At 60.3% G+C, this 26,083-nt stretch carries 23 protein-coding genes; 11 read left to right on the forward strand and 12 right to left on the reverse strand.

Annotated features, from left to right (window positions below):
• Positions 1–498: 498 nt before the first annotated feature.
• From AEQ63_RS25630 to AEQ63_RS25660, 7 genes are all read right to left on the reverse strand, one after another.
• The gene (locus AEQ63_RS25630) at positions 499–1,065 is read right to left on the reverse strand and encodes a GNAT family N-acetyltransferase (protein WP_064365318.1); all 567 of its coding nucleotides are present in this window, start codon (positions 1,063–1,065) and stop codon (positions 499–501) included.
• Positions 1,066–1,196: 131 nt separating this feature from the next.
• Positions 1,197–1,967, reverse strand: coding sequence for an electron transfer flavoprotein subunit beta (gene etfB, locus AEQ63_RS25635; protein WP_042606636.1), 771 nt, complete (start codon positions 1,965–1,967; stop codon positions 1,197–1,199).
• Positions 1,968–1,978: 11 nt separating this feature from the next.
• Positions 1,979–3,199, reverse strand: a complete 1,221-nt coding sequence (gene etfA / locus AEQ63_RS25640) for an electron transfer flavoprotein subunit alpha (protein WP_064365319.1) — start codon at positions 3,197–3,199, stop codon at positions 1,979–1,981.
• The gene (gene dgcB, locus AEQ63_RS25645) at positions 3,199–5,148 is read right to left on the reverse strand and encodes a dimethylglycine demethylation protein DgcB (RefSeq protein ID WP_064365320.1); all 1,950 of its coding nucleotides are present in this window, start codon (positions 5,146–5,148) and stop codon (positions 3,199–3,201) included. The genes etfA and dgcB overlap by 1 nt, the downstream gene beginning before the upstream one ends.
• Before the next feature lie 209 nt (positions 5,149–5,357).
• On the reverse strand, positions 5,358–7,418 hold the full coding sequence (gene dgcA, locus AEQ63_RS25650; RefSeq protein WP_064365321.1) for a dimethylglycine demethylation protein DgcA: 2,061 nt from the start codon (positions 7,416–7,418) through the stop codon (positions 5,358–5,360).
• A 15-nt stretch (positions 7,419–7,433) separates the two neighbouring features.
• Entirely contained in the window at positions 7,434–7,964 is a 531-nt protein-coding gene (locus AEQ63_RS25655; protein WP_064365322.1) for a 4-vinyl reductase, read from the reverse strand.
• A gap of 103 nt (positions 7,965–8,067) precedes the next feature.
• A complete protein-coding gene (locus AEQ63_RS25660) occupies positions 8,068–9,045 on the reverse strand; it encodes a dipeptidase (RefSeq protein WP_027610650.1) in 978 nt (325 codons plus the stop codon).
• Positions 9,046–9,276: 231 nt separating this feature from the next.
• On the opposite strand from AEQ63_RS25660, the gene AEQ63_RS25665 reads away from it, so the two are divergent.
• Positions 9,277–9,678: a lysozyme inhibitor LprI family protein gene (locus AEQ63_RS25665; RefSeq protein WP_064365323.1), complete on the forward strand. Its 402-nt coding sequence runs from the start codon at positions 9,277–9,279 to the stop codon at positions 9,676–9,678.
• A gap of 47 nt (positions 9,679–9,725) precedes the next feature.
• The gene (locus AEQ63_RS25670; RefSeq protein WP_042606629.1) at positions 9,726–10,142 is read left to right on the forward strand and encodes a DUF3010 family protein; all 417 of its coding nucleotides are present in this window, start codon (positions 9,726–9,728) and stop codon (positions 10,140–10,142) included.
• Positions 10,143–10,263: 121 nt separating this feature from the next.
• Here the strand turns inward: AEQ63_RS25670 and AEQ63_RS25675 are convergent, their stop codons facing one another.
• Complete coding sequence (locus AEQ63_RS25675; RefSeq protein ID WP_064365324.1) at positions 10,264–11,208, reverse strand: GlxA family transcriptional regulator; 945 nt, start codon at positions 11,206–11,208, stop codon at positions 10,264–10,266.
• Positions 11,209–11,398: 190 nt separating this feature from the next.
• On the opposite strand from AEQ63_RS25675, the gene AEQ63_RS25680 reads away from it, so the two are divergent.
• The 5 genes from AEQ63_RS25680 (at position 11,399) to AEQ63_RS25700 (ending at position 16,324) form a co-directional block, all read left to right on the forward strand.
• Complete coding sequence (locus AEQ63_RS25680; protein ID WP_064365325.1) at positions 11,399–12,343, forward strand: choline ABC transporter substrate-binding protein; 945 nt, start codon at positions 11,399–11,401, stop codon at positions 12,341–12,343.
• 104 nt (positions 12,344–12,447) lie between these two features.
• Positions 12,448–13,335, forward strand: a complete 888-nt coding sequence (locus AEQ63_RS25685; protein WP_064365326.1) for a 3-keto-5-aminohexanoate cleavage protein — start codon at positions 12,448–12,450, stop codon at positions 13,333–13,335.
• Positions 13,336–13,465: 130 nt separating this feature from the next.
• A complete protein-coding gene (locus AEQ63_RS25690; protein ID WP_042606626.1) occupies positions 13,466–14,431 on the forward strand; it encodes an L-carnitine dehydrogenase in 966 nt (321 codons plus the stop codon).
• A gap of 227 nt (positions 14,432–14,658) precedes the next feature.
• Entirely contained in the window at positions 14,659–15,135 is a 477-nt protein-coding gene (locus AEQ63_RS25695; RefSeq protein WP_064365327.1) for a thioesterase family protein, read from the forward strand.
• Positions 15,136–15,160: 25 nt separating this feature from the next.
• Complete coding sequence (locus tag AEQ63_RS25700) at positions 15,161–16,324, forward strand: gamma-butyrobetaine dioxygenase (RefSeq protein WP_064365328.1); 1,164 nt, start codon at positions 15,161–15,163, stop codon at positions 16,322–16,324.
• Between the two features lie 36 nt (positions 16,325–16,360).
• On the opposite strand, the gene AEQ63_RS28840 is transcribed toward AEQ63_RS25700, so the two are convergent.
• Together AEQ63_RS28840 and AEQ63_RS25710 are read right to left on the reverse strand one after the other, a co-directional pair.
• Positions 16,361–17,287 (reverse strand): hypothetical protein, encoded by a 927-nt coding sequence (locus AEQ63_RS28840; protein ID WP_177330620.1) that lies wholly within the window; start codon positions 17,285–17,287, stop codon positions 16,361–16,363.
• Entirely contained in the window at positions 17,284–18,621 is a 1,338-nt protein-coding gene (locus AEQ63_RS25710; RefSeq protein ID WP_236705285.1) for an AAA family ATPase, read from the reverse strand. Before AEQ63_RS25710 ends, AEQ63_RS28840 begins: the two co-directional genes overlap by 4 nt.
• 426 nt (positions 18,622–19,047) lie before the next feature.
• Between AEQ63_RS25710 and AEQ63_RS25715 the strand changes: the two genes are divergently transcribed.
• Positions 19,048–19,311, forward strand: a complete 264-nt coding sequence (locus AEQ63_RS25715; protein ID WP_016772808.1) for a hypothetical protein — start codon at positions 19,048–19,050, stop codon at positions 19,309–19,311.
• An 87-nt stretch (positions 19,312–19,398) separates the two neighbouring features.
• On the opposite strand, the gene AEQ63_RS25720 is transcribed toward AEQ63_RS25715, so the two are convergent.
• Both AEQ63_RS25720 and AEQ63_RS25725 read right to left on the reverse strand, forming a co-directional pair.
• Positions 19,399–20,502, reverse strand: coding sequence for a GlxA family transcriptional regulator (locus AEQ63_RS25720; RefSeq protein WP_007949927.1), 1,104 nt, complete (start codon positions 20,500–20,502; stop codon positions 19,399–19,401).
• Positions 20,503–21,105: 603 nt separating this feature from the next.
• Positions 21,106–22,482 (reverse strand): L-serine ammonia-lyase, encoded by a 1,377-nt coding sequence (locus AEQ63_RS25725; protein ID WP_064365330.1) that lies wholly within the window; start codon positions 22,480–22,482, stop codon positions 21,106–21,108.
• 435 nt (positions 22,483–22,917) lie between these two features.
• On the opposite strand from AEQ63_RS25725, the gene AEQ63_RS25730 reads away from it, so the two are divergent.
• From AEQ63_RS25730 to choV, 3 genes are all read left to right on the forward strand, one after another.
• Complete coding sequence (locus AEQ63_RS25730; protein ID WP_064365331.1) at positions 22,918–23,865, forward strand: choline ABC transporter substrate-binding protein; 948 nt, start codon at positions 22,918–22,920, stop codon at positions 23,863–23,865.
• A 77-nt stretch (positions 23,866–23,942) separates the two neighbouring features.
• On the forward strand, positions 23,943–24,788 hold the full coding sequence (choW, locus tag AEQ63_RS25735) for a choline ABC transporter permease subunit (protein WP_016772805.1): 846 nt from the start codon (positions 23,943–23,945) through the stop codon (positions 24,786–24,788).
• A complete protein-coding gene (gene choV, locus AEQ63_RS25740) occupies positions 24,785–25,963 on the forward strand; it encodes a choline ABC transporter ATP-binding protein (protein ID WP_016772804.1) in 1,179 nt (392 codons plus the stop codon). Before choW ends, choV begins: the two co-directional genes overlap by 4 nt.
• Positions 25,964–26,083: the final 120 nt, after the last annotated feature.

A 26,083-nucleotide genomic window follows, 5' to 3' on the forward strand; every position in this document is an offset into this window, starting at 1 on the left:
AAATCGTGACTTATGCAGAACAGGCGGTTGCGGGGGACATTGGTTGTTTTTTAATCATATCTTTGCAAGCCATGATTTTAATGGCCTGTGGAGGACAGCGAACATGTTATCCACAGAAGCGCCAACAGAGTTCGGGGGTAACTTTGCGGCGCCTGTGGAAAAACGCTCAAACGTGCGAATAACCAGGGCTTACAAATGAATTCGAGGCTGAAAAGCGTAAAGCGATCAAATATTGACCAATGCAGTGAAGGGCTTGGTTTATAAGGCTCCCAGCGGGCAACGAACATCTTATCCACAGAAGCACCAACAGAGTTTGGGGGCAACTTGCGGCGTTATCCCGCAGAAAAACCTCATAAAAACCGTAAGTTAGGCTGGTTGTTTTTTGATCTGCGGGCTGCAGGCCACGGCTTACTTGACCTGTGATGAAGGGCCAACACGTTATCCACAGACTGACCAACAGGGATTGTGCGTAACCGCTGTCCGGTGGATAACCCAACGCTAAGCGCGGTGCATCAGATAGGCTTCTCCGGTTACCCGAATCAGCGGATGCGGCGTGACCTGGCAAGTCTTGATGATGCGGAAGCCATGGCGCTCATAAAATCGCCGCGCACCGGTGTTGGCTGCGTAGTCAATCAGGCTCAGGCCGTTTAGCGCCATCTGATCAGCGCGCGCCTGAGCATGCTCGAGGAACTGCACACCCAGGCCCCGATTGCGCCAGCCTTCATGCAGCGCCAGGCTGGAGATGTACAACGAATCGGGCACTTCCATATCGGCGTACGGTGCCAGCACCGGATCAGTGGACGGCGTGTGCTCGGGATCCTCGCGCATCGCATAACTGTGCATCATGCCAACGACCCGGTCTTCGGCCTCAGCGACCATGCAGTTCTGCCAGGAGAAATCCACATCGTCGCGGGCATAACGGCGCTCGCCGACATCCAGCAGCGCCTCCCCAGGCTCCGCCAACTGGCTCCAGATGTAATCCGAGGCGCCTTCCGAGGAAATCTGAAACAGACGCGCAATGTCGCGCGCATCCGAGCGCCGGGCAGGGCGAAACTTGACGGTCATTCAGTTGACTCCTTGTGGGGTGAGTGGCTTTTTACCCTGCGTTTGAAACCGGCCGCAAACAGAAGCGCCAGGTTTTTCGTGTCAACCAATGACAGCTGTCGGCGCGCCCCTACGAGCATTGGTTGCGGGGGTCAGCGGACCACGCCTTCCTCGATCAGCAACTTGAGGATCGCTTCGGCACCGGCCTGTGGGGTGATGCCCTTGAGCACTTGCCCGCCGCCGCCACTGGCTTTGGCGGTCGCAGCCTTCATGCGGTCGGCGCCGCTTTTGGCTTTGATCACTTTCAGGCGTTTGGGCCGTGGTTTGGCCGGTTGCAGAGTGGCGACAGACAAGAGCTCATCGTCGACGACTTCAACCTCATCAGCCTCCAGAATCCCTCGCTGTGCCGGGCCATATGCACTCTGCCGAGGTTTCGGCGCGGCGTTATCCACAGTGGCCAGAAACGGCAATTTGACCTTCAGGCGCCGCCGCTGCCCACGCGGCAAGGCTTGCAGGACCAGCGCCGAACCGTCATTGATCGACTCGACCTGCGCCAGGCCGACCACCAGTGGCCAGCCCAGACCTTCCGCCAGCAGGAACGGCAACATCCCCGAGCCTTCACCGGTTTCCGCCTGACTGCCGGTCAGCACCACTTGCGCCCCGGCATCGCGAAGGTACGCGGTCAGCGCCGGCAAAGCGTCGGCGCCAACGGGTTGTTCCAGCACATGCAGCTGTTCCAGGCCCATGCCCAGATAGGCACGCAGTGCCGGTTCGGCGATGTCGCCGGCGTGCAGCACTTGCAGGTTATCCCCAGCCAGTTGCAGACCCAGTTCCACTGCGCGGGCATCCTGATCGGCGCGGCGCGGGCGGCCCGAAGTCGGGTGGGCGCCGATGGAGACGAGGCTGATCACGTTGGTGCTCATAACTGTTTTCCTTATGCCGCGTCGCGTCGGCCGTCGTTGCGGTAGGCCTCTACCGCCTCGATCAGGGCCTGCAGAATCTCTGCGCTTTCGCCAATCACCGAGAGGTCGGCGCGTTTGATCATGTCGCAACCCGGATCAAGATTGATCGCCACCACCTTGTCGCAGGCACCGATGCCTTGCAGGTGCTGGATCGCCCCGGAAATACCCACCGCGACGTAGACTCGCGCGGTGACCCAGGTGCCGGACGCGCCGACCTGGCGATCGCGGGCCATGAAGCCATCGTCCACCGCCACGCGAGAAGCGCCTTCGGTAGCGCCGAGGGCTGATGCCGTTTCGTGAAACAGCTGCCAGTCCTTGACGCCGTTGCCGCCGGAGAAAATGAACTCGGCCTCGGCCATCGGGATCGCCGCCGGATCCACCGCCACCGCGCCGAGATCTTCGATTCGCGACAGGCTGCGCACGACGCTTGTGGATAACTCCACCGGTAACGCTTCGTGTCGGGTTTCGCTGACCGGCTCGGCGCATTCGGCAGCGGCGAGAATCAACCGCGCCACTGGACGCGCCAGGTCTTGCAACCCGGCACCGGCGCGGCCGATGCACTCCTGATCCTTGACCTGCCAGACCCGTGTAGCCGGGCGCTCGCCCAAGGCTGCGGCAAAGCGCCGACCGAGTTCACCGCCACCGCTGCGGCTGTCCGGCAGCAACCAGTGACGCGGATTGAACTGGTTATCCACAGCGCGCAAACCCTGCACTCGTTGTTCCGGTGCATAACCGCTGAAATGCTCGCCTTCGAGCACCAGCAGGCGATCGACGCCAGCGGTTTCGAACGTGCTTTCCTTGTGCTCACCGAAGACCACAGCGAGCACCGCGCCGTCGGTGCCGGCCAACTGATGAGCGAGGCCGAGCAGATCGCGATCGTGGCTGCTCAGGCGGCCGCCGACCATATCCGGCACCACGCCGATATAGAACGCCGGAGCCGGAACCTGATGCAGCGGCAACTGCACTTCCACCGTGGCCGAGCGTTTGACCGCCCCGCCCTGCTGCGCGCCGCTGCGGTCGATCCGTTTGATGCCGTTGGGCCCGATAAAACCCATGCCATGGGGATTCTTGCGGATGACGCCGTTAGGCCCCATCCAGCTGTGTTGCGCCGGTTGCATCGCCGCGTGCAGCGGATGCAGACGGTTACGCGCGATCCATTCGGCGCGCGGGTCGCGGCGGATAATGTCGCTCATCAATGCACCTCCGCAGGTTCACGTTTGGCCGGCGTGGCAGGCTTGCCTGGCGCGGCGTCTTCGAGCAGCGCGTCGGCCACCAGTTCGGCGATGTCCTTGATCAGCGGACGCGGTTCGACCACGCCTTCGAGCATCGCCGTGCACTGTGGACAACCCACCGCCACCAGCTCGGCGCCGGTTTCGCGGATGTCTTCCATGCGCATGTCGGGGATGCGCTGTTTGCCCGGAATGTCGGTGATCGGCGCGCCACCACCGCCGCCGCAGCAGCGCGAGCGGAAACCGGACCGTTGCATCTCTTTGACTTCGATGCCGAGCGCACGCAGCACTTCACGCGGTGCTTCGTACTCGCCGTTGTAGCGGCCCAGGTAGCACGGATCGTGATAGGTCACGCTGTTGCCTTTGTGCTGCCCGAGGTTGAGCGCGCCGGCCTGAATGATCTCGGCCATGTAGGTGCTGTGGTGCTGCACCAGGTAGTTGCCATCGAAAGCGCCGTACTCGTTTTTCAGCACATGGAAACTGTGCGGATCGCAGGTGACGATGCGGTTGAAGCTGTATTTGGCCAACGTCTGGATGTTGCGCTTGGCCAGCAACTGGAACGTCGCTTCGTCGCCCAGACGCCGCGCCACATCACCGCTGTCGCGCTCTTCGAGGCCGAGCACGGCGAAGTCGATTTTTGCCGCTTTCAACACGTTGACGAAGGCGCGCAAGGTGCGCTGGTTGCGCATGTCGAAGGCGCCGTCGCCGACCCAGAACAGCACGTCGGTGGATTTCTTTTCGCTGAGCAGATTGAGGTTCAGATCCGCCGCCCAGTTCATCCGCCCGCCCGGGGCGAAACCGCCGGGGTTGTCGGTGGCGATCAGGTTTTCGAGGACTTCGGCGCCCTTGTTCGGCGTCGCGCCTTTTTCCAGGGTCAGGTGACGGCGCATGTCGACGATCGCGTCGACGTGCTCGATCATCATCGGGCATTCCTCGACGCAGGCACGGCAGGTGGTGCACGACCAGAGGGTTTCGGCGTCGACCAGACCGTTGACGATCGGTTGATGCGGATTGCCGCCATGCTCGCCAATCGGTTTGCCTGGATACGGGCTGCCGGCGAATTTGGCGTCGGTGCCGCCAGCGAGGCCGACGACCATGTCCTGAATCAGTTTTTTCGGATTCAGCGGCTGGCCGGCAGCGAAAGCCGGACAGGCCGCTTCGCACTTGCCGCACTGCACGCAGGCGTCGAAACCGAGCAACTGGTTCCAGGTGAAATCCTTGGGTTTTTCCACGCCCAGCGGCGCATCGGGATTGTTCAGGTCCAGCGGTTTCAAACCGGTCGAGCGACCGCCGCCAAAGCGTTCCGGACGGCGATGCCAGGCCAGGTGCAGGGCACCGGCAAAGGCGTGTTTCATCGGCCCGCCCCAGGTCATGCCGAAGAACAGTTCCGTCACGCCCCACAACACGCCAACGCCGAGAATGGCTGCAAGCACCCAACCACCGAAGTTCTCCGGCAGGATCCCGGCCGCTGGCAGGGTCACCAGGAAGAACGACGCCGAGAACGCCAGCAGGCTTTTTGGCAGGCGCATCCACGGGCCTTTCGACAGACGCGCAGGCGGATTGACCCGACGCAGGTACATAAAGATCGCGCCGACGAACATCACCGCCGACATCAGCAGCAAGGCGTAGCCGAGGATACGGTTATGCAGGCCGAAGCCGTGTACCAGAATGGCCAGCACAATCGACGCCACCGCACCGCCCGCCGTGGCGACGTGGGTGTTGGCGATGTATTTGTCCCGCGCCACGACGTGGTGCAGGTCGACCATGTAGCGCTTGGGCATGGCCAGCAGACCGCCAAGCAGATCGACCTTCGCCGCCCGCCCCCGGCGCCACATGTTCATCCGCCGCAACGCGCCGAGGACAGCGAGGCCCAGAGCAGCGAACAACAAAATTGGAAGAAGGGTGTTCAACATGGTGAAGCTCCCAAAGACCTCGGGGTCATTTGTGCGCTGGCAAGAGCAACGCACCTACCTGTGGCGAGGGAGCTTGCTCCCGCTGGAGTGCGAAGCGCTCCCACTACCGTCGCCGGTATATGCCTGATACACCGTGACTACAGATTTGGGGCCGCTTCGCAGCCCGGCGGGAGCAAGCTCCCTCGCCACAGGTGATCGTGGTGATGCCGTCAGAAATCCTTGCACAGTCGCAGGGCGTCATAGATCGCGGCATGGGTATTACGCTGCGCCACGCAGTCGCCGATGCGGAACAGCAAGTAGCCGTCACCCGCCTCGCTCAGCGAAGGCTGCGGCTGGATCGCGAACAGCGCTTCGACGTCGATCTGGCCCTTGTTGCGCGAGCCGTCCTTGAGGGCGTAGTAGATTTCCTCGTCCGGGCGCACGCCGTTTTCGACGACCACCTGATCGACCACCCGCTCCTCTTTCGCGCCGGTGTATTCGTTCTCCAGTACCGCAATCAGCTTGTCGCCTTCGCGGTAGACCTTCTCCAGCATCATGTCGCCGGTCATGATCACTTCTTTCGGGTACATGCTGCGGTAGTAGGTCGGGAACGACGTACCGCCGATGGCCACGCCCGGCTTGATGTCGTCGGTGACGATCTCGACCTGGCTGCCCTTGTCGGCGAGGAAGTCGGCCACCGACATCCCGGTGAACTCGCAAATGGTGTCGTAGACCAGCACGTTCTTGCCCGGCGCGACTTTGCCGTCGAGCACGTCCCAGCTGCTCACCACCAGCCCTTCGGCGGCGCCCCAGTGTTCGTTCTGCTCCAGGTACGGATGCCCGCCGACCGCCAGCACCACGACATCCGGACGCAGGTCCATGATCGTATCGGCGTCCGCCGCCGTGCCGAGGCGCAGATCGACTTTCAGCCGCGCCAGTTCCAGCTGGAACCAGCGGGTGATGCCGGCGATCTGATCGCGCTGCGGCGCTTTCGATGCAGTAGTGATCTGCCCACCGATGAATTCTTTCTTCTCGAACAAGGTCACGTCGTGGCCACGTTCGGCCGCCACACGCGCAGCTTCCATCCCGGCCGGGCCGGCACCAACGATGACCACTTTGCGTTTCGGCCCGGTGGATTTCTCGATGATGTGCGGCACGCCCATGTATTCCCGGGACGTCGCAGCGTTCTGGATGCACAACACATCAAGACCTTGATACTGGCGGTCGATGCAATAGTTGGCGCCGACGCACTGTTTGATCTGGTCGATCTGGCCCATCTTGATCTTGGCGATCAGGTGCGGGTCAGCGATGTGCGCGCGGGTCATGCCGACCATGTCGACGTAACCGCCTTCAAGGATGCGCGTAGCCTGGTTCGGATCCTTGATGTTCTGGGCGTGCAGCACCGGCACCTTGACCACTTCCTTGATTCCGGCGGCCAGATGCAGGAACGGCTCCGGTGGATAACTCATGTTCGGAATCACGTTGGCCAGGGTGTTGTGCGTATCGCAACCCGAGCCGACCACGCCGATGAAATCGAGCATGCCGGTGTCGTCGTAATACTTGGCGATCTGCTTCATGTCCTCGTGGGACAAGCCGTCCGGGTGGAACTCGTCACCGCACAGGCGCATGCCGACGCAGAAATCGTCACCAACCTCGGCGCGCACGGCTTTGAGCACTTCCAGACCGAACTTCATCCGCCCTTCGAAGCTGCCGCCCCACTCGTCGGTGCGCTTGTTGACGCGCGGGCTCCAGAACTGGTCGATCATGTGCTGGTGCACGGCCGACAGCTCGACGCCATCGAGGCCACCGGCCTTGGCCCGGCGCGCCGCCTGTGCGTAGTTGCCGATCACCCGCCAGATCTCTTCCGGCTCGATGGTCTTGCAGGTGGCGCGGTGCACCGGTTCACGGATGCCCGACGGCGACATCAGCGTCGGCCAGTTGAAGCCGTCCCAGCGCGAGCGCCGGCCCATGTGGGTAATCTGAATCATGATCTTGGCGCCATGCTTGTGCATGGCGTCGGCCAGATTCTGGAAGTGCGGAATGATCCGGTCGGTAGACAGATTGACCGAGCTCCACCATTCCTGCGGGCTGTCGATCGCCACGACGGACGAACCGCCGCAGATGGCCAGGCCGATGCCGCCCTTGGCCTTCTCTTCGTAATACTTGACGTAGCGGTCGGTGGTCATGCCACCGTCAGTCGCGTAGACCTCGGCGTGCGCGGTGCTGAGCACGCGGTTGCGGATGGTCAGTTTGCCGATCTGGATCGGCTGGAACATTGCTTCGAAAGCCATGGCACGGTCCTCGGCTTACAACGGCTTGACGATGAACAAGCCGTCATCGTGGCCCTCTTCGGAGCCTCCGTAGACTTGTTCGGCCACAGTACGGATCTTGCTGCCACGGGCTTCGAGAATCTGATCCATGGCACCGGCGAACCAGCCGGTGAACATGTAATCGACCTTGCGCCCGACCTTGCCGTAGACATAGACGAATGCCGAGTGCTCGAGCTTGACGCTGGCGGTGCCCTGGTCGAGGTCGATGTCCTGAATCTTGAACAGGCCCCAGCCGCGTTGCGACAGGCGCTTCATGTAGTGCTCGAACACCGCGACGCCTTCCAGGCCGTGGCATTCGGCTTCCTTTTCACACCAGTGCCAGGCGGATTTGTAGCCGGCCTTGTAGAGGATTTCCGCATAGGCTTCGGCGCCCAGCACTTCCTCGATGCCCATGTGGTTGTTGACGAAGAAATGCCGCGGCACATAGAGCATGGGCAAGGCGTCGGAGGTCCAGACACCGGTCTCGCTGTCGACTTCGATAGGCAATTGCGGGGCGATCTTGGCCATGGAAACTTAACTCCAGAAAAATTATGGTTCAGTGGTGGCCGCGGCCCTCACCCCAGCCCTCTCCCGCAGGAGAGGGGGCAGTTCGGCGGCGGTCGTGAAAGCGTTATTCGCCCCAGACGTCTTTGAGGACGTTCACCCAGTTCTCACCCATGATCTTGCGCACCACACGTTCGGAATGACCGCGCTTGAGCAGGGTTTCGGTTAGGTTGGGGAATTCGCCGACGGTGCGGATGCCCAGCGGGTTGATGATCTTGCCGAAGCTGGTCAGGCGGCGGGCGTAGCCCTTGTCGTGGGTCAGGTATTCGAAGAAATCCTGGCCGTGACCCTGAGTGAAATCGGTGCCGATGCCGATGGCGTCTTCGCCAACGATGTTCATGGTGTATTCGATGGCTTCGGCGTAATCGTCGATGGTCGAATCGATGCCCTTGGCGAGGAACGGCGCGAACATGGTCACGCCGACAAAACCGCCGTGGTCGGCGATGAACTTCAGCTCTTCATCGGACTTGTTGCGCGGGTGCTCTTTGAGACCCGACGGCAGACAGTGGGAATAGCAGACCGGTTTTTTCGATTCGAGGATGACCTCTTCGGAAGTCTTGGAACCGACGTGGGACAGGTCGCACATGACGCCGACGCGGTTCATCTCGGCGACGATTTCGCGACCGAAACCCGACAGGCCGCCGTCACGTTCGTAGCAACCGGTGCCGACCAGATTCTGGGTGTTGTAGCACATCTGCACGATGCCCACGCCGAGCTGCTTGAACACCTCGACATAGCCGATCTGGTCTTCAAAGGCATGGGCATTCTGGAAGCCGAAGAGGATGCCGGTCTTGCCTTGTTCCTTGGCGCGACGGATGTCGGCGGTGGTGCGCACCGGCATCACCAGGTCGCTGTTTTCACGGATCAGTTTCTGGCTGGCAGCGATGTTGTTCACGGTCGCCTGAAAGCCTTCCCACACCGACACAGTGCAGTTGGCTGCCGTCAGACCGCCCTTGCGCATGTCTTCGAACAGCTCGCGGTTCCATTTGGCAATGATCAGACCGTCGATAACGATGCTGTCGGCGTGTAATTCGGCTGGGCTCATCAGGCGTCCCCTTATTGGCGATTCGTGCGCCGAATCGTCTGCCGGCGCTTTGGGGCCAGCATATGCCTCGGTGCCGGGGCGACCGGGTGCAAAAACGACAGGGGAATTGCCGAAAGCGTCAATCCGCGACAAAGGGTCGTCAGCCGCCCTCCTCGGCCGGCTGTTCAAGCCCGCGCGCTTGCGCCAGAATCTGCCGCAGCCTGCACCTACCCACGGATTAGAGCGACCCCAATGAAATCGATCTTCCTCGCCCTGGCACTGATTGCGACCGGCGCCCACGCCGCCGAAGAATCCGAGAACAACCCGTGCGACGCGGTGGAAAACGACATCCAGACCCTGGAATGCTCCGCCTACAGCCGCACCACCGCCGAAGACCTGCTGAAGGACAACTACGCCAGCCTCAACGAACGCATGCAGGCCGCCTACGGCAAGCACCCGACGCAACTGGCCGACATCACCGCCAAACTGAAAACCGCCCAGCAGCAATGGCTGAAAACCCGCGATGCCGATTGCGCGGTGGAAGCCTTCCCGGCGACGGCGGGGAGCAAAGCGTTCACCATTGCGCAGAATGATTGTGTCGCGCGGATGAGTGACGAGCGGTCGGAGTTTTTGGAGTCGATTGGGCAGGAGTGAGTGTTTGAGCTGTAAGCTGAACCTCTTAAGCCAGTCTAAGGATTCCCATGAACATCTGCGGCATTGAAATCAAAGGCAGCGAAGCGATCATCGCCGTGGCTGCGCTCGACGGTTCGACGTTGAGCCACATCCCTCTCGCCACGAAAAAGATCGCTCTCGATGATGATGACGAGGCGGCGAACGTGCGGCGGTTCGCGGCGCAGGTGGCGTCGTTCGTGCGGGAGAACTCGGTGGACCGGATTGCGATCAAGAAGCGCAGCAAGAAGGGTGAGTTTGCCGGTGGGCCGACGACGTTCAAGATTGAGGGGGTGTTTCAGTTGCTCGATGGTTGTGAGGTGACGCTGTTGTCGCCGCAGACGATCAATGCACAGGCCAAGAAGCACAATTTCGAGCTGCCGGGGACGCTGAACAAGTATCAGCATGAGGCTTACAAGGCGGCGTGCTCGGCGTTGGTGAAGAAATAATGTCGATCGAATTGTAGGAGTGAGCCTGCTCGCGATAGCGGTGGGTCAGTCCCACACATGTGAGCCGATAGACCGCTATCGCGAGCAGGCTCACTCCTACAGGGGTTTTGTGTGCATTCACTCAGGCCTGCGCGGTACGCCGATCCTCGCGCGGGCAACGGGCAAATCTGGCGCGATAGCTGCGGGTGAAGTACGACGGTGATTCAAACCCGCAGGCAATGCTGACCTCAAGCACGCTCATGTCGGTCTGACGCAACAGCTGCCGGGCCTTTTCCAACCTCAACCGCAGATAGAAATTGCTCGGCGTGTCGTTCAGGTGCAGGCGAAACAAGCGCTCCAGCTGCCGTCGCGTCACCTTGATCGACTCCGCCAGTTGCAGCGTGCTCAGCGGCGGTTCGCTGTGCTGCTCCATTTCGCCGATCACCTGCACCAGTTTCTTGTTGCTGATGCCGTAGCGTGTGGCGACTTCCATGCGCTGGTGGTCTTTGCGCGGGCGGATGCGCCCGAGCACAAACTGCTCGCTGACCTGAATCGCCAGTTGCGGGCCGTGGGCCTGGGCGATCAGATCGAGCATCAGATCTATCGACGCCGTGCCACCGGCCGAAGTGATGCGCCGGCGGTCTATCTCGAACAGTTCCTGGGTAACGCTGAGCTGTGGATAAGACTCCTTGAACGCATCGATCGCCTCCCAGTGCAGGGTCAGGCGATGGCCATCAAGCAGACCCGCTTCGGCGAGAACGAAGCTACCGGTGTCGATCGCGCCGAGGTTCACGCCGTCCTTGTCCAGCCTGCGCAACCAGTGCTCCAAGGTCGTCGTGATGAACTTCAGCGGTTCGAAGCCGGCCACCACCAGTAACGTCGCGCCTTTTTTCAGCGGTTCCAGAGCCGCATCGGCGTTGACCGACATGCCGTTGCTTGCCAGTACCGCGCCGCCATCGGCGCTGAGCACATGCCAGCGGTACAGCTCGCCACGAAAGCGGTTGGCCACCCGCAGCGGTTCGATCGCGGAGATAAAGCCGATGGCGGAGAACCCCGGCATCAGCAAAAAATAGAAATCCTGGGACATGGGCGCACTCGGTTGGCGGACGCGTGGCTCGTTGATACGCCGATTGTCGGCGGCGTTCAAGCGTGCAGGTCGCTACAGTGCAAATGCCAGTCGCCGCAGTGCGCTTTCACGGGCGTATAGCTGCGTAACTTGGCATCACCGGCGCGCAGATGCCGGGAACCACAATAATCGAACTGCCGAGGAACCCGACATGAAACGACTGATCAGCAGCTGCGTTCTTGCACTCAGCGGTACCGCTTTCTTCAGCACCGGCGTGATGGCGGCCGAACCGGCCTCCTGCAAGAACGTACGCATGGGTGTGGTCAACTGGACTGACGTGATCGCCACCAGTGCCATGACCCAGGTCCTGCTCGACGGCCTCGGCTACAACACCAAACAGACCAGCGCCTCCCAGCAGATCATCTTCGCCGGGATCCGTGATCAGCGCCTGGACCTGTTCCTCGGCTATTGGAACCCGTTGATGACGCAGACCATCACGCCGTTCGTCGAGGCCAAGCAGGTGAAAGTGCTCGAGGCACCGAGCCTGAAAGATGCCCGCGCCACCCTCGCCGTGCCGACGTATCTGGCCGACAAAGGCCTGAAAACCTTCGCTGACATCGCCAGGTTCGAGAAAGAACTGGGCGGCAAGATCTACGGCATCGAGCCTGGCTCGGGCGCCAATACCCAGATCAAAGCGATGATCGCCAAGAACCAGTTCGGCCTCGGCAAATTCCAGCTCGTCGAGTCGAGCGAAGCCGGCATGCTTGCCGCCGTCGATCGCGCCGTGCGCCGCAAGGAAGCCGTGGTGTTCTTCGGCTGGGCGCCGCACCCGATGAACGTCAACATTCAGATGACCTATCTGACCGGCAGCGAAGATGCCCTTGGCCCGAACGAAGGCATGGCTACGGTGTGGACTGTCACTTCACCGAAATACGCCGAGCAGTGCCCGAACATCGGCCGCCTGCTGACCAACCTGACCTTCACCGCCGAAGCCGAGAGCCGGATGATGCAGCCGCTGCTCGATCACAAGGATGCCTTCGAGTCGGCGAAGCAGTGGCTCAAGGATCACCCCGAAGACAAACAGCGCTGGCTTGAAGGTGTGACGACTTTCGATGGCAAACCGGCCGCTGAAAATCTGCAACTGACCAGCAAATAACCCCTCGCCCTGACCCTCTCCCACAGGGAGAGGGTATTTCAATCAAGCTTCACAGCCCCGTAACGGGCTGCGGACAGACCCATCACGCCTGAAGGAAACGCACCATGAACCACGACGTCATCATCACCTGCGCACTCACCGGTGCTGGCGACACGACCGCCAAGAGCCCGCATGTGCCGGTCACCCCGAAACAGATCGCCGCTGCGGCAGTGGAAGCGGCCAAGGCTGGCGCCACCGTGGTGCACTGCCATGTGCGCGATCCGCAGACCGGCAAGTTCAGCCGTGACGTGGCGCTGTATCGCGAAGTGATGGAGCGCATCCGCGAGGCCGACGTCGACATCATCGTCAACCTCACCGCCGGGATGGGCGGAGACCTGGAAATCGGCGCTGGCGAGCAGCCGATGGAGTTCGGCCCGAACACCGATCTGGTCGGCCCGCTGACCCGTCTCGCCCACGTTGAAGAGCTGCTTCCGGAAATCTGCACCCTCGATTGCGGCACGCTGAATTTCGGCGACGGCGACACCATTTACGTCTCCACGCCGGCACAACTGCGCGCCGGCGCCAAGCGCATCACCGAACTGGGGGTGAAAGCCGAGCTGGAGATTTTCGACACCGGGCATCTGTGGTTCGCCAAGCAGATGATCAAGGAAGGCTTGCTCGACAACCCGCTGTTCCAGCTGTGCCTGGGCATCCCGTGGGGCGCGCCGGCCGATACCACCACCATGAAAGCCATGGTCGACAACCTGCCCGCCGATGCGGTGTGGGCCGGATTCGGCATTGGCCGCATGCAGATGCCGATGGCCGCGCAAGCGGTGCTGCTCGGCGGCAACGTGCGGGTCGGGCTGGAAGACAACCTGTGGCTGGACAAAGGCGTGCTGGCGACCAATGGCCAATTGGTTGAGCGCGCCACGGAGATCCTCAGCCGCCTCGGTGCCCGCGTGCTCACGCCGGCGGAAGGCCGCAAGAAAATGGGCCTGACCCAGCGCGGCTGATCCCATCACCCATTCCACCTGTAGGAGCTGCCGAAGGCTGCGATCTTTTGCCTTTGATTTTTAGAAGCAAGATCAAAAGATCGCAGCCTTCGGCAGCTCCTACGGGGTCCTCGACTATCAGGGAATACCTATGCGCTTTATCACCGAAATCAAAACCTTCGCCGCCCTCGGCAGCGGTGTCATCGGCAGTGGCTGGGTCGCCCGCGCCCTCGCTCATGGCCTCGACGTGGTGGCCTGGGATCCGGCGCCCGGCGCCGAAGCGGCGTTGCGCCAGCGCGTGGCCAATGCCTGGGGCGCGCTGGAGAAGAACGGCCTGGCGCCGGGCGCTTCGCAGGATCGCCTGCGCTTTGTCGCCACCATCGAGGAATGCGTGCGCGACGCCGATTTCATTCAGGAGAGCGCCCCCGAGCGGCTGGAACTGAAACTCGATCTGCACAGCAAAATCAGCGCCGCCGCCAAGCCCGACGCCTTGATTGGCTCGAGCACTTCAGGCCTGCTGCCCAGCGAGTTCTACGAGAGTTCGACGCACCCTGAACGCTGCGTGGTCGGGCATCCGTTCAATCCGGTCTATCTGTTACCGCTGGTGGAAGTGGTCGGCGGCAGGCACACCGCGCCTGAGGCGGTTCAAGCGGCGATGCAAGTCTACGAATCTCTTGGCATGCGTCCGTTGCATGTGCGCAAGGAAGTGCCGGGGTTCATCGCCGATCGCTTGCTTGAAGCGCTGTGGCGCGAGGCGCTGCATCTGGTAAATGACGGTGTGGCGACGACCGGCGAGATCGACGATGCGATTCGTTTTGGCGCCGGCCTGCGTTGGTCGTTCATGGGTACATTCCTGACTTACACCCTGGCCGGCGGCGATGCCGGCATGCGCCACTTCATGTCGCAATTCGGCCCGGCGTTGCAGTTGCCTTGGACGTATCTGCCAGCGCCGGAGCTGACCGACAAGCTGATCGATGATGTGGTCGATGGCACCAGTGAACAGTTGGGCCGCCACAGCATCTCGGCGCTGGAGCGCTATCGTGATGACTGCCTGCTGGCGGTGCTTGAGGCGGTGAAGACCACCAAAGAGAAGCATGGGATGAGTTTCAGCGAGTGATGGGGTTGGCATGACATCGCTGCCCTCACCCTAGCCCTCTCCCAGAGGTAGAGGGGACTGACCGAGTTGATTGTTCGAGCTACGCCGACTTGCACCACTGAGCCGAACTCAGGTTTTGAATAGCATAAAGATCGGCTCCCTTTCCCCCTCTTCCCCCTGGGGGAGAGGGCTGGGGTGAGGGGTAGCTCTTGATCTTAAAAACCCGCCCAATGCCCGGAACCCAAACCATGCCGCACCTCACCACTTACCAAACCAGGATCATCCCCGACTGGGTCGACTACAACGGCCACCTGCGCGATGCCTTCTACCTGCTGATCTTCAGCTATGCCACCGACGCGCTGATGGATCGCCTGTGCATGGACAGCAACAACCGCGAGGCCAGCGGCCATTCGCTGTTCACCCTCGAGCTGCACCTCAATTACCTGCACGAAGTGAAGCTCGAAACCGAGGTCGAAGTGCGCACGCAAATCATCGGCCACGACAGCAAGCGTCTGCACCTCTACCACAGCCTGCACACAATCGGCGAGGAACAGGAACTGGCCGGCAATGAACAGATGCTCCTGCACGTCGACCTCGCCGGCCCGCGCTCGGCGCCGTTCAGCCCCGACACGCTGCATCGCCTGCAAGCGATCGTCGCTGAGCAGACCGACCTGCCCGCTCCCGCTTACATCGGCCGCGTGATCGCGCTGCCACCTGCCCGGTAAATCCCTCCATCATCAAGGAGCCGCCATGAACACCGCCGTCGCTGTTGCCGATTTTCGTACTTATCCGTTGATCAGCGCGCTACGCGGCGTGCAGGGTCTGGCGGATCGCGTTGTCATCGAATGGGCTGACAGTCGTGTCAGCCCGTTTCACCACGTATGGCTGCGCGACAATTGCCCGTGTGATCGCTGCGTCTATAGCGTGACCCGCGAGCAGGTCTTCGAGAGCGTCGATGCCGCCGAGGATCTGCAACCACTGGCCACGCGCATCGACACCGACGGCTGCCTGCGCATCGACTGGCAGGATGGTCACCTCAGCCGCTTCGATCCGGGCTGGTTGCGCGCTCACGCCTATGACGACGAGTCCCGCGCCGAACGCCTGGCCGGCAAACCGCAGAGCCGTTTGTGGCATAGCGATCTGCAGTTGCCGGTGTTCGAGCACGCCGCTCTGATGAACGACAACGCTGCCCTGCTGCAATGGTTGCTCGCCGTGCGTGACATCGGCCTGACTCAAGTGCGCGGCGTGCCCACCGAGCCGGGCTCGCTGAAGCTCATTGCGCAGCGGATTTCCTTCATCCGCGAAAGCAATTTCGGCGTGCTGTTCAATGTGCAGTCCAAAGCCGACGCCGACAGCAACGCCTACACCGCCTTCAACCTGCCGTTGCACACGGATCTGCCGACTCGAGAGCTGCAACCGGGGCTGCAATTTCTGCACTGCATGGTGAACGATGCCGAGGGTGGCGAAAGCATTTTCGTCGATGGTTTCGCGATCGCCGACGCCTTGCGTCGAGAGGATCCGCAGCTGTTTCAGGCCCTGTGTGAAATCCCCGTGGAGTTTCGCAACAAGGACCGCCACAGCGACTATCGCTGCCTGGCGCCAATCATTGCTGTGGATGCGTTGGGGCGTGTGGCGGAAATTCGCATGGCGAACTTTTTGCGCGGCGCGTTCGAGACGTCGGTGGCGCAGATGCCATTGCTGTATCGAGCCTATCGACGTTTTATCGCGATGACCCGCGAGCCGCGGTTTCGGCTGGTGCAGCGCCTCAATCCGGGAGAGTTGTGGTGCTTTGACAACCGCCGCACGCTGCATGCGCGCAATGCCTTTGACCCAGCCACCGGGGCACGGCATTTCCAGGGCTGCTATGTCGACCGGGATGAGTTGTTGTCGCGGATTCTGGTGTTGCAGCGCTAGACCAACGCCCCTCCCCGACATGAGCGCCGTTTTGCCTTATTCACGAGGCTCGTTAGCGTGGAAAGTGGATTTCAGGGTTTCAGAAAGAGCTTCAGCCGCGTAGGTGGTAGCACGAAGAGCGAAGTCGGCAGAAGTTTCAACTGTGCCGACAGAGAGTTCTAAAAAACGAGCACCTGTCGGCGTAGCGAGGTTCATCGCTATCAACGTTGCCACGACTTGAGAGTCATCCAGTTCAGCCCAAATAGATAGCTTCCACCGGTGGGCATTTACATTCGAGTTCCCGTTGCCTTTAATCAACTCCTGCACTTTCTGCTGAGCGCTCGTACATGCATGTTCATAGGCTTCTCGAACCTGTCGTCGAGAAGGTGCAGGGAATTCGATGGGGTGGGGAAGCGCTGCTCGTCTATCAATGGCAGCGGCTATGAGCGGGGCTTTTCTTCGCAACCCCTCCAAGTTCAGCTCCTCATCCTCATACATCCTCAGCCATTCACGACGCGTTTTCAGCAATCGCTCGTCATCTCGAATAGGAAGACTGGCCAACGTTTTTTTTGCAATCTCGCGGAAGACCGCGGGTACCTCGTCCGTCACTACGAGTTGCAGAGAAGGTAGCAGTACTTCAAACCATCCTTCACAAACATCGAAGGGGTCCAGAAGATCGGCAGCCTTCTTTTTGCTTTTTGAACTGTTTAGCCAGCCAGCCATGTATCGATAGTTCGACCACTCATAAGCTAGTGTCATGTCCTCATTACAACTGACGAAATGATCAACCGTCCCATCCGGAATCCACATTGCGCCAAAGGCACAACGATGTTCAAACCCCTCGGCGAGATCGGGTTTAAATTGGGTCCAGAGATCCCTTGGACGAATTTTTTCCGGATTTGCGGCTAACCAGTCTCTTCCTTTTTTTCGACACGCCTCATCGAAAAGATCCGGTTCATCAATAGGATTAGAGGTCGGAATCATTTTTTAACGTTACCTCTTTGTTCCACCGAGTCTTTCTCTACGGACACTATCCAACGAGGCCAGAAGTGATCGAAATCAGGCAATACCCTCATCAACTCGCGATGAATCGCTTTTTCAGTTTGCAGGTTAGGGGGAAGTAACCGCTTTTCACCTCGCATCCAGGCCTCCGCGGCTTCTATTGCTTCCTCAGCTTCAACTGACCTGGCCTGTTGTAGACCGAATGAATCTGAAACCAGCCAATTAACGACATCTCCTTGTTTAGCCCAGAGTTCCTTGGAAATTCTCGCATCATTTTTATGAAGGGTGATGTTGAAAACGGCATCGTCGATCTCATCGAAATTAGGTTCGATAGAGGCAAGTACCAAAGGAGAGTGAGTCGCAACTATCAGTTGCACAGCAACCTTCTCACCCGTCATAGCCTGAACTACACGCAGTAATGCGGGCACGATGCGTCGCTGCCATTGGGGATGGAGATGGCACTCCACTTCATCGATCAGAAAAATGATTTCTTTGGCAGGATTGATTTTCCTCTGCTTGCAAGCACGCTTGTGACCATTCCATGTCCAAACCAGCATATAGGCCAGAGCTGCAATTCGACGCATACCTGCGGAGGCATGTACCAGCGGAACGTCCTGCCCATAGGGCATCCTAAGGGTTGGATACTCGGTCTCGTCAAGCGCCCCAATGTAACAGGGCTCTCCCGGCACCAGCTGTTCAATGCCTGAAGGCGAGAGCGCATCCAAAGCCCGAGTCAGTTCATCGAACGATGAATCATTGGCAGTGCGTTGCCAGCGAACCCAATCGTGAATCAAACCGTTGCATATATTGGTGCCTTTCTCGGATATCGCGCCCTTCCAGACCTGATCGGGAGAAAAGTTGAAGGCGCGAATTTTCTCTTCGGACTCAGCCGCCTGATCGCTCCAGTAATTACGGGCGGGATCCCACGCCGAAAAACTGCCATCGACGCCAGCATAGATCACCACGCCCGGAATTGAGGGGCGAGCCTTCGGCTGTCGCCAGCTCCCATCCTTGAATGAAATCTCACCCTCTTTGTCGCCCTCCGTTACTTTGCTGAAAGCGAAGCGGATACTGGGTGAGGTTGAGTTTTCCCGTGGAACGGCCTCAACGCCTCTTGCCCATGTTCGAGTCAAAACCCACCAAGCTGCATCGAGTAAAAAACTCTTTCCAAGACCATTGTCCCCGGTGATGAAGTTCAAGCGAGGAGCGAACTCGACAGGGCCGAACTTTTCAGCAGGGCCGACGCCTTTTAGGGACAAGAGTTTTAGCATTGCACTACCTTCCGTTTTGCCTGAGAAACCGAGATCCGATTGCATTCGAATCGTTTACAGCTTCTTGTCCTCAACACTCATTCGTCGATGGTCAAATGAACGCTGAAACATTGGCATTCCTGTATTTGATTGAGTGCAATGCTAATGCCAAACAACGTTACGTAGCCATCCTTTGGATGTAACAGTGAAGAATGAGTAACGTCATGCATTGGTGGCAGGCAAAAAAAACTCCGATCAAGCCGTGACAGGATCGGAGCTGAGGAGGGTACTGTTGAGGAGCTGCCAGGCGAGGGTGACCAAACCTTCGTGAAGCAAGCTGGAGCCAGTTTGCCTACTCGCCAATCCACTCGGTTAGCCGAAAACGACCTGTTCATAGTCGTCCCGGCCACCGCGACAAAACGCCCTTGCCGCGTCCGGTCGGGGCCACCAGAATCGAGCCAAGACCTCCGTTGCCACAGAAGGATTTGCGTAATGATGTACGCCGATTTGATTGACCAGGAAGATCTGTTGGGCCAGCTCAAGGCCTTGGGTATTCAGGTGCCGAGCGGTACCACCGCCGAGCAGGCCTGTGAGTGCGCAGTACGAGGACTGGATAACGTCCGCGCATTTGAACTGCGCAAGATGGTCAAGGACATGTACACCAGCGGCGCCAGCATCCAGCCGGCGGTGCGTCAGGCGATCGACAAGCAGTTGTTACCGGCCCTTTCGGATTACCAGCAGTCCCACAGCGCCTGAGAACCTCCTTCGCGAGCAGGCTCGCTCCCACCCTGGAATGCATCCGACTGTGGGAGCGAGCCTGCTCGCGAAGAACGATGACTCGGTCTACAGCCTTACGCTGGCAAACGTCGATTCATTGCGCGCCTGACTCAACGCCGACATCGGCCCCGACAGCGGCGACATCACGATCGCCTGCGGCAGCGGCAGCATGGCCACTTGCTGGGTGGTGTTGGAGCCGACGCGCTCGTCACGCGGCGGAATGCCGAAGTACTCGCGGTAGCACTTGGAGAAGTGCGGCGTGGAGACGAAACCACACACCGATGCCACTTCGATGATCGACATCGGCGTCTGCTTGAGCAGTTGCCGGGCGCGGATCAGCCGCAGCTTCAGGTAATAGCGCGACGGTGAGCAGTGCAGGTATTTCTGGAACAACCGCTCCAGCTGTCGACGCGACACCGCGACATACACCGCCAGCTCATCAAGATCGATCGGCTCTTCCAGATTGGCTTCCATCAGCGCGACGATTTCCTGCAGCTTCGGCTGATTGGTGCCGAGCATGTGCTTGAGCGGCACACGCTGGTGATCCTGTTCGTTGCGGATACGCTCGTAGACGAACATCTCAGAAATCGCGGCAGACAACTCGCGTCCGTGGTCGCGGCTGATCAGGTGCAGCATCATGTCCAGCGGCGCAGTGCCGCCGGAGCTGGTGAAGCGGTTACGGTCGAGGGTGAACAGGCGTGTGCTCATGGCCACGCGCGGGAAAGCTTCCTGCATCGCCGCCAGGCATTCCCAGTGCACGCTGCAGTCGAAGCCGTCGAGCAGACCGGCGCAGGCCAGCGCCCAACTGCCAGTGCACACCGCGCCAAGACGCTTGGACTGACGCGCCTGGCTTTGCAGCCAGGACACGTGCTCACGGGTCACGGTGCGTTGAATGCCGATGCCGCCGCAGACAATCACGGTGTCCAGTGGCGGGGCTTTGTGCATGGAGGCGTCGGGGGTGATCTGCAGACCGTCACTGGCCCAGACCTGGCCGCCATCGACAGTGAGGGTGCTCCAGCGATACAGCTCACGACCGGACAATTGGTTGGCCATGCGCAGTGGCTCAACGGCGGACGCCAGGGAAATCAGCGTGAAATTGTCCAGCAGCAGAAAGCCGATGGATTGAGGCGCACGGTTCTGGGGTTGGGCCCCGGAGTTGAACGACGTCATCGCGGTATCTCCTCACACAAAGCGGGTGGTGGCCTCAGGCGGAGGCTCTTGTTATTGCCGGCATTCTCACGAGGGAAGCAGGCTTTGTTATGACAGAGCAATTGCCGTGCCTGAAATTGGACGGCCATTCAATAACTCCTGAAAACGACCTCGCGACGCGTCTATACGAGACCCCGGATCACGGCATTTCGAAGTGCCATCAAGCGCCTTGACCGCCCTGCCGCGCAGCCTGTGAGCAGATCGGTAGCACTTGTGGGAACTGGCCTGCAGAGGATTTGCACAGAGTGTCACCGCAAGCACGGGCGACAGACGGTCAGGTAACGACTGATAAGTCACGGCTGATAAAGACGCTTGTCTGATTGCGACGCGCCAAAAGGTGGCGTGAATGAAATGAGGTGTTCATTTGGTGAGCAGTTTTGACTGGTCTGGCCTCATCACACTGAATGCCGTTCGTGGACCAGTATGGCGAGGGAGCTTGCTCCCGCTGGACTGCGAAGCGGGCCCGAAACCAGGCTTGCGGTTGTGCAATTGAAATGCATCAAGCTGATTGCGACTGCTGCGCAGCCGAGCGGGAGCAAGCCCCCTCGCCACAATAAATATGCGTCAGCACTCCACGGCACTGACTGCCAGGCCACCGCGCGACGTTTCTTTATATTTGTCATGCATATCGGCGCCGGTATCGCGCATGGTGCGGATCACCCGGTCCAGGGAAATGAAGTGTTGACCGTCGCCACGCAGGGCCATTTGCGCGGCGTTGATCGCCTTCACCGCCGCAATCGCATTGCGCTCGATGCACGGCACCTGCACCAGCCCACCAACCGGGTCGCAGGTCAGGCCAAGGTTGTGCTCCAGACCGATTTCCGCTGCGTTGCACAACTGTTCAGGCGTGGCGCCGAGAATCTCCGCCAGCCCCGCCGCCGCCATCGCGCAAGCCGAACCGACCTCACCCTGGCAACCGACTTCAGCGCCAGAGATGGAAGCGTTCTTCTTGCACAGAATGCCGACCGCCGCCGCGCTGAGGAAATAGTCGACGACGTTGGCGTCGGTCACCGCCTCGCTGAACTTCATAAAATAGTGCAACACCGCCGGGATGATCCCCGCCGCGCCGTTGGTCGGTGCGGTGACCATACGCCCGCCGGCAGCATTCTCTTCATTGACGGCCAGGGCGAACAGGTTGACCCACTCCATCGCGCTCAGGGTCGAGCCGATGACGTTGGGTTTGTTCAGTTCCTGCAGGCTGCGGTGCAACTTCGCCGCGCGCCGGCGCACGTTCAAGCCGCCGGGCAGAATGCCTTCGTGCTTGAGGCCCTGCTCGACGCAATCCTGCATCGCCCGCCACAGCTTCATCAGGCCGGCGCGGATTTCTTCTTCGCTGCGCCAGACCTTTTCGTTGGCCATCATCAGTTCGGCAACGCGCAGATTGTGCGTCTTGCACAGTTCCAGCAGCTCGACCGCACTGGAGAAGTCGTAGGGCAATTCGGTGCGATCCAGATCAACCACACCGCTGGCCGCTTGCGCCTCATCAACGACAAAGCCGCCGCCGATTGAATAGTAGGTGTCACGGTGCAGCTCACCGAACTCGCCTTCGGCAACCAGGGTCATGGCGTTGGGATGGAATGGCAGGTTTTCATCGATCAGGCGCATGTCCCGGGCCCAGACAAACGGCACCGAGAGACGACCATCCAATAACAGCGTATGGGTTTCGCGCAGCGCCTGAATGCGCGGGCCGATCTGCGACGGGTCGATTGCGTCCGGCCACTCGCCCATCAGGCCCATGATCACCGCGTTATCGCTGCCGTGACCGACGCCGGTGGCCGACAGCGAACCGAACAACTGCACCTCGATGCGCCGCACCTGTTCCAGCTGATGCTTGCCGCGCAGCGACTCGACGAACAGCGCGGCGGCGCGCATCGGGCCGACGGTGTGGGAACTGGAAGGGCCGATGCCGATTTTGAACAGGTCGAAAACGCTGATAGCCATTGCTGCAGAGCTCCTGAGAATACCGGTCCGGGCGGCAAAAGCGCCCGCTGGCGGAGCTGCTACGCTCAAGCTGCGATCCGCCGAATGCCGGCATCATCGGGCTTTTGTCGGCGCGCACGGCGTCTGACACCGACGCACTCATGTCCAGCAGCGTCGTTACGTTTTCGCCCCGCAAATACGCCGCTTTTATGCAGTTGTGCAGTTCATCGGAGGCGGAAAAAAGCTGTAAGCGACGTCACCGACACTGGAAGCGACCATCCCTGTACTGGATACGACCCTCCCTGTAGGCGTCAGATTTTCACTGGTACATGATCGGGATGACTCGATTGCCAGGCGCTGCGGTAGAGCTGTCTTACGAACGCCACCAACCGCAACCCATAAGTGCGGTGGTCCACAGTCGGAACACTGCCAAAAAAAACACCAAGGAGTCCATCCATGAAAGGTTCCCCGTCGTTGTTGTTGGCCGCCCTCCTGAGTCTGCCGTTACTGGCGCAAGCCGCAGAACCGGCACAGTGCAGCCTCGTTAACTTCTCCGATGTCGGCTGGACCGACATCACCGCGACCACCGCCACCACTTCCGTCGTTCTCAACGCCCTCGGCTACAAGACCAAGACCACCATGATCTCCGTGCCCGTGACCTACAAGTCGCTGGCCGACGGCAAGAACATGGACGTGTTTCTCGGTAACTGGATGCCGACCATGGAGAACGACATCAAGCCGTACCGCGATGCCGGCACTGTCGACACCGTGCGCACCAACCTCAAGGGCGCCAAGTACACCCTCGCCGTGCCGCAAGCCCTGTACGACAAAGGCCTGCATGACTTCGCCGATATCGCCAAATTCAAGAAAGAGCTCGACGGCAAGATCTACGGCATCGAGCCGGGCAACGACGGCAACCGGCTGATCCAGAGCATGATCGACAAGGACGCCTTCGGCCTGAAAACCGCCGGTTTCAAGGTGGTCGAATCCTCCGAGGCCGGCATGCTCTCGCAAGTCGACCGGGCGCAGAAACGCGACACCGCCGTGGTCTTCCTCGGCTGGGCCCCGCACCCGATGAACAAGCGTTTCAAGATTCAATACCTGACCGGCGGCGACGACTTCTTCGGCCCCGATTTCGGCGCAGCCACCGTGGCCACCAACACGCGCAAGGGTTACGCCGAAGAATGCAGCAACGTCGGCCAGCTGTTGAAAAACCTGGAGTTCACCGTCGACATGGAAAGCGAACTGATGGGCAACATCCTCGACGACAAGATGAAGCCTGACGCGGCCGCCAAGGCCTGGCTGAAAAAGAATCCACAGGTGCTCGAAACCTGGCTCGCTGGCGTGACCACCATTGACGGTAAACCAGGCCTGGAGGCCGTGAAAGCCAAGCTCGCGCCTTGATTCGAGGGGCATCGCTTATGCCGGGCAGGCGTGCCTGCCCGGGCTGTTAATTTCCTTGCATGCGGACGTTCACTACCATGCTGATTGATCAGAAAATACCTCTAGGCCAGTACATCGCGGGCTTCGTCGAATGGTTGACGCAACACGGCGCCAACACCTTCGACGCAATCGCCGTGACACTGGAAACGATGATCCACGGCGTGACGTTTGCGCTGACCTGGTTCAACCCACTGGTGCTGATTGGCCTGATTGCCATCATCGCCCATCTGATTCAACGCAAGTGGGGCCTGACCGCGTTTGTGGTCGCCTCGTTCCTGCTGATCCTTAATCTGGGGTACTGGCAGGAAACCATGGAAACCCTCGCCCAGGTGCTGTTCGCCACCCTGGTCTGCGTGTTGATCGGCGTGCCGCTGGGCATCGTCGCCGCGCACAAACCGATGTTCTACACCATGATGCGGCCGGTGCTCGATCTGATGCAGACCGTGCCGACCTTCGTTTACCTCATTCCTACCCTGACCCTCTTCGGGCTGGGTGTGGTACCGGGCCTGATCTCCACGGTGGTCTTCGCCATCGCGGCGCCGATCCGCCTGACCTACCTGGGCATCCGCGATGTCCCGCAAGAACTGATGGACGCCGGCAAGGCCTTCGGCTGCTCGCGTCGCCAATTGCTCTCAAGGATCGAACTGCCGCACGCCATGCCAAGCATCGCGGCCGGCATCACCCAGTGCATCATGCTGTCGCTGTCGATGGTGGTGATCGCGGCACTGGTCGGCGCCGACGGACTCGGCAAACCGGTGGTCAACGCACTGAACACTGCTGATATTGCGCTGGGCTTCGAAGCAGGTCTGGCAATCGTACTGCTGGCGATCATGCTCGACCGTATCTGCAAACAACCCGACGCCAAAGTAGGGGGTGACGCATGAGCATAATTCGCTTCGAAGACGTCGACGTAATCTTCTCCAAAGACCCGCGCGAGGCACTCAAGCTGCTCGATCAGGGCATGACCCGCAACGAGATCCTCAAGAAGACCGGGCAGATCGTCGGCGTGGAAAAGGCCACGCTGGACATCAACAAGGGCGAGATCTGCGTGCTGATGGGCCTGTCCGGTTCGGGCAAGTCGAGCCTGCTGCGCTGCATCAACGGCCTTAACACCGTGAGCCGCGGCAAGTTGTTCGTCGAGCATGAAAACCGCCAGATCGACATCGCGTCCTGCACGCCCGCCGAGCTGAAGATGATGCGCACCAAGCGTATTGCGATGGTGTTCCAGAAGTTCGCCCTGATGCCTTGGCTGACGGTGCGCGAGAACATCAGTTTCGGCCTGGAGATGCAGGGCCGACCGGAGAAGGAACGCAAAAAACTGGTCGATGAGAAACTTGAACTGGTTGGCCTGACCCAGTGGCGCAACAAGAAGCCGGACGAACTCTCCGGCGGCATGCAGCAGCGCGTCGGCCTCGCCCGCGCGCTGGCGATGGACGCCGATATCCTGCTGATGGACGAACCGTTCTCGGCGCTCGACCCGCTGATCCGCCAGGGTCTGCAGGACGAATTGCTGGAACTGCAACGCAAGTTGAGCAAGACCATCGTGTTTGTGAGCCACGACCTCGATGAAGCCCTCAAACTCGGCAGCCGCATCGCGATCATGAAGGACGGCCGGATCATCCAGTACAGCGTCCCCGAAGAAATCGTCCTCAACCCGGCGGACGACTACGTGCGGACCTTTGTTGCCCACACCAATCCGCTCAACGTGCTTTGCGGCCGCAGCCTGATGCGCACGCTGGACAAGTGCAAACGCATCAACGGCTCAGTCTGCCTCGATCCGGGCGGCGATTCATGGCTGGACCTGGCCGAAGGCAACACCATCAAGGGCGCACGGCAGAACGGCTCGGTGCTGAACCTGCAGAACTGGGCGCCAGGGCAAGCGGTGGAAGGCCTGGAGCGCAAACCGACGCTGGTGGACTCGAACATCGGCATGCGTGACGCGCTGCAGATCCGTTATCAGACCGGCAACAAGCTGGTGCTGCACGATAACAATCATGTGGTGGGGATCCTCGGCGACAGCGAGCTGTATCACGCGTTGTTGGGCAAGAACCTCGGTTAAGGCGGGATAAAAAAAGGGATCGCGGTGAGCGATCCCTTTTTTATTGGGTCAGGGAAAAGCCCCTCACCCTAGCCCTCTCCCAGAGGGAGAGGGGACCGATCGGGGGATGCTGCAGATCTG

Source organism: Pseudomonas sp. RIT-PI-o (assembly GCF_001297215.1).
GTDB classification, from domain to species: Bacteria; Pseudomonadota; Gammaproteobacteria; order Pseudomonadales; family Pseudomonadaceae; genus Aquipseudomonas; species Aquipseudomonas moraviensis_A.

Coding starts and splice junctions, on each gene's coding strand:
- AEQ63_RS25630 (WP_064365318.1), bottom strand. CDS start 1,065: ATGACCGTCAAGTTTCGCCCTGCCCGGCGCTCGGATGCGCGCGACATT.
- etfB (WP_042606636.1), bottom strand. CDS start 1,967: ATGAGCACCAACGTGATCAGCCTCGTCTCCATCGGCGCCCACCCGACT.
- etfA (WP_064365319.1), bottom strand. CDS start 3,199: ATGAGCGACATTATCCGCCGCGACCCGCGCGCCGAATGGATCGCGCGT.
- dgcB (WP_064365320.1), bottom strand. CDS start 5,148: ATGTTGAACACCCTTCTTCCAATTTTGTTGTTCGCTGCTCTGGGCCTC.
- dgcA (WP_064365321.1), bottom strand. CDS start 7,418: ATGGCTTTCGAAGCAATGTTCCAGCCGATCCAGATCGGCAAACTGACC.
- AEQ63_RS25655 (WP_064365322.1), bottom strand. CDS start 7,964: ATGGCCAAGATCGCCCCGCAATTGCCTATCGAAGTCGACAGCGAGACC.
- AEQ63_RS25660 (WP_027610650.1), bottom strand. CDS start 9,045: ATGAGCCCAGCCGAATTACACGCCGACAGCATCGTTATCGACGGTCTG.
- AEQ63_RS25665 (WP_064365323.1), top strand. CDS start 9,277: ATGAAATCGATCTTCCTCGCCCTGGCACTGATTGCGACCGGCGCCCAC.
- AEQ63_RS25670 (WP_042606629.1), top strand. CDS start 9,726: ATGAACATCTGCGGCATTGAAATCAAAGGCAGCGAAGCGATCATCGCC.
- AEQ63_RS25675 (WP_064365324.1), bottom strand. CDS start 11,208: ATGTCCCAGGATTTCTATTTTTTGCTGATGCCGGGGTTCTCCGCCATC.
- AEQ63_RS25680 (WP_064365325.1), top strand. CDS start 11,399: ATGAAACGACTGATCAGCAGCTGCGTTCTTGCACTCAGCGGTACCGCT.
- AEQ63_RS25685 (WP_064365326.1), top strand. CDS start 12,448: ATGAACCACGACGTCATCATCACCTGCGCACTCACCGGTGCTGGCGAC.
- AEQ63_RS25690 (WP_042606626.1), top strand. CDS start 13,466: ATGCGCTTTATCACCGAAATCAAAACCTTCGCCGCCCTCGGCAGCGGT.
- AEQ63_RS25695 (WP_064365327.1), top strand. CDS start 14,659: ATGCCGCACCTCACCACTTACCAAACCAGGATCATCCCCGACTGGGTC.
- AEQ63_RS25700 (WP_064365328.1), top strand. CDS start 15,161: ATGAACACCGCCGTCGCTGTTGCCGATTTTCGTACTTATCCGTTGATC.
- AEQ63_RS28840 (WP_177330620.1), bottom strand. CDS start 17,287: ATGATTCCGACCTCTAATCCTATTGATGAACCGGATCTTTTCGATGAG.
- AEQ63_RS25710 (WP_236705285.1), bottom strand. CDS start 18,621: ATGCAATCGGATCTCGGTTTCTCAGGCAAAACGGAAGGTAGTGCAATG.
- AEQ63_RS25715 (WP_016772808.1), top strand. CDS start 19,048: ATGATGTACGCCGATTTGATTGACCAGGAAGATCTGTTGGGCCAGCTC.
- AEQ63_RS25720 (WP_007949927.1), bottom strand. CDS start 20,502: ATGACGTCGTTCAACTCCGGGGCCCAACCCCAGAACCGTGCGCCTCAA.
- AEQ63_RS25725 (WP_064365330.1), bottom strand. CDS start 22,482: ATGGCTATCAGCGTTTTCGACCTGTTCAAAATCGGCATCGGCCCTTCC.
- AEQ63_RS25730 (WP_064365331.1), top strand. CDS start 22,918: ATGAAAGGTTCCCCGTCGTTGTTGTTGGCCGCCCTCCTGAGTCTGCCG.
- choW (WP_016772805.1), top strand. CDS start 23,943: ATGCTGATTGATCAGAAAATACCTCTAGGCCAGTACATCGCGGGCTTC.
- choV (WP_016772804.1), top strand. CDS start 24,785: ATGAGCATAATTCGCTTCGAAGACGTCGACGTAATCTTCTCCAAAGAC.